Genomic DNA, 2,685 nt, shown 5'->3' with positions numbered 1-2,685 from the left:
TAAAGTAACGGGTGCTTTAAGTGAATAAGAAAAGAATAACTCTAATACAAAAAGGCATGCCAAATTTGCAATGCCTTTTTATAATTTTTCCATCCTACTATAAATTTTTTTCTATAAACTTTACAATAATCATAATATTAGGTTCAACACAAGTTAATTTGAGTAGGACTTTTTCAAAGTACTAATTTATGATTAAACCTTAAATCTACTAACCGTATTCTGAAGTTCTTCCGCAAGGGTCGATAGGGCATTTGCAGACGCTGATATATCCTCCATCGATGCAAGCTGTTCTTCTGCAGATGCTGCGACATTTTGTGAATGCATGGATGTTTCGTTAGAAACATGAGATATTTCAGTTACAGTACTAGATATTTCTTGAATACTTGCTGTTACTTCTTCTGTTGTCGCTGCCATGTCATTAATTTGGTCAGCTAACTTCTCCATATAAGTAAGGATCTCATTAAAATTTTCTTCTGTTTTTTGAACAATATCTAAACCATCTTTAACATCGTATGTTACTTGTTCAATTGATTTATTTGACTGAATCATATCTTGTTGAATATCAAAGATTAACTTCGAAATTTGTGAAGAAGATTGGCGAGATTGTTCTGCTAATTTTCTTACTTCATCTGCAACAACAGCAAATCCTTTCCCATGTTCTCCTGCTCTTGCTGCTTCAATAGCTGCATTAAGTGCTAATAAATTCGTTTGTTCTGCTATTTCGGAAATTACGCCAGATATATCACCAATTTCTTTGGAACGCTTATCTAATGATTTAAGTACTTCTCCACTTTCAGTTACAGATAGGCTGATAGAGTTAATTTGTTTTACGGTTTTATCTACAAACTCCTCGCCTTCTTTTGCTTTTTGAGTAGCTTGAGAACTAACTTCTGAAATGAAAGATGCATTTTCAGCAATTGATTGAACCTGTGTTGCTACTTCATCTAATGAACTCGCACTCTCTTGTACACTTGCGGTTGAATGTTCTGCTCCACTTGCAACTTGCTGAATAGATTCTGTAATTGTTTCTGTTGCTTTACTCGTTTGTTCAGCACTAGCAGTTAATTCTTCAGAAGAAGAAGCCACTTGTTCTGAAGCTATTATGACCTCATTCATCATATTTTTAAGATTCGTAGTCATGAGGTTATAGCTCCTAGATAAATCTCCTAATTCATCACCTGAGTTATCCAGAATTTCAGCAGTGAAATCGCCATTACCTGCTAATTCAAGAGAGTTTGAAACGGATTTTAACCTCTTCTTTATTTTTAATGAGAACATAATGACTACTAGCGTTGAAAGGACAATTACTACAGCGAGAACGATTAAGAATGTTACTAAAAAATTTTTTAAGATTTTTTCAATTATAGATTGTGGAGCACCTACATAAAACATGCCTATGGGATTATCACTTTTATCTAATATAGGCATATATGCAGTTTGATATAGTTTGCCAGCTACATTAGCCTCTCCGTAATATTTTTTTCCATTTCTTAAAACCGTTTCCACCACTTCTTTTGATGCTTTTGTACCAACGGCACGTTCATTATTAGACATAACATTGGTAGATATTCGAGTATCTTCTAAGAAAATTGTGACTGTATCACCTGTGTCTTCACCAATTTCGTCAACAATTTCGTAATTATCATTCATGAGAGTTGAACCTTTATAAAGTTTATCCCCTTTTAACTCCCATTCACCTGGATATTCGCTATTTAGATATCTAAAGGATAGATTAAGGTCACCTCTTGCTTTTTCTATTGCGAATTCCTCAATCCCCTTTGTGATTTGATAATTAACAACCGCACCAACAATAGCCGACAAAGTAAGAATAATAGCTATAACTAATATATTGATTTTTGTACCTAATTTTAAGTTTACAAAAAATTTCACCATTAACACCCCAATATTATATTTTTTTATTCTAAGTTAATTTCTCTACTTTTTCCCTAATAATGACATATTTTTTTACTAAAAAATTCTCCTATAACGTTTTCATTTCAGAATTATGTGTTAATTTAGACAAAATAAAAAACACCTTCAATCCTATGTCTGTCTAACATGGACCAAACGTGTTATTAGCAAGAAGCAGGGACTCTGCCTTACACCAATTTCACATATTTAATATTAATATTGATCAGAGACAGGAACGCTATCCTAATTCAATATTTTAGTGTTTTAGCTTTTAATTTCGTAGGTTTACTTAATAGATATCCTTGTGCGTACTGTACACCCAAATTGTAAGCTGTTTCTAGGTCAGTTTTTCTTTCTATACCTTCTAAAATAATATTGCACCCATACTTTTCACAATAATTTATAATAAAAGTTATAAGTTCTTGTTTTTTACTAGATGATGNNGGGTTCTAGTTCCACTATGTTCTTGATATCGGAATAACCTTTTCCATAATCATCAATTGCAATTCTGAATCCAAGTTCTTTTAAAAGATAAATCCTCTCCCTAAAGGTTTCATATTGTTCCACAATTTCAGATTCTGAAATTTCTAGAATGATTTCTTGATTAATAAGATAATTTTTTCTAACGATGGTCATAATGAATTCTAAAAATGTATCATGAAGAATTGTTGAAGGCAAAATATTAAGGAAAAGTTTACCTTCTTCTTTTGTATAACCAATCGATGAATATGTTGCTATCGCCTTTTCGATTGAAAATAAGTCCAACTCATAAAG

At 32.1% G+C, this 2,685-nt stretch carries 1 protein-coding gene and 1 pseudogene; both read right to left on the bottom strand.

Translation table 11 applies throughout. The features are described from left to right. Positions 1–192: 192 nt before the first annotated feature. A complete protein-coding gene (locus V7147_RS24255; RefSeq protein WP_335370361.1) occupies positions 193–1,893 on the bottom strand; it encodes a methyl-accepting chemotaxis protein in 1,701 nt (566 codons plus the stop codon). 266 nt (positions 1,894–2,159) lie between these two features. Next, positions 2,160–2,676, bottom strand: a pseudogene (locus V7147_RS25330) (EAL domain-containing protein). Positions 2,677–2,685 lie beyond the last annotated feature (9 nt).

Source organism: Bacillus sp. JJ1521, assembly GCF_036965165.1.
Lineage (GTDB): Bacteria > Bacillota > Bacilli > Bacillales > Bacillaceae_L > Ferdinandcohnia.
The sequence above is the reverse complement of the archived record's forward strand: the minus strand, read 5'-3'. Positions and strand labels throughout refer to the sequence as shown.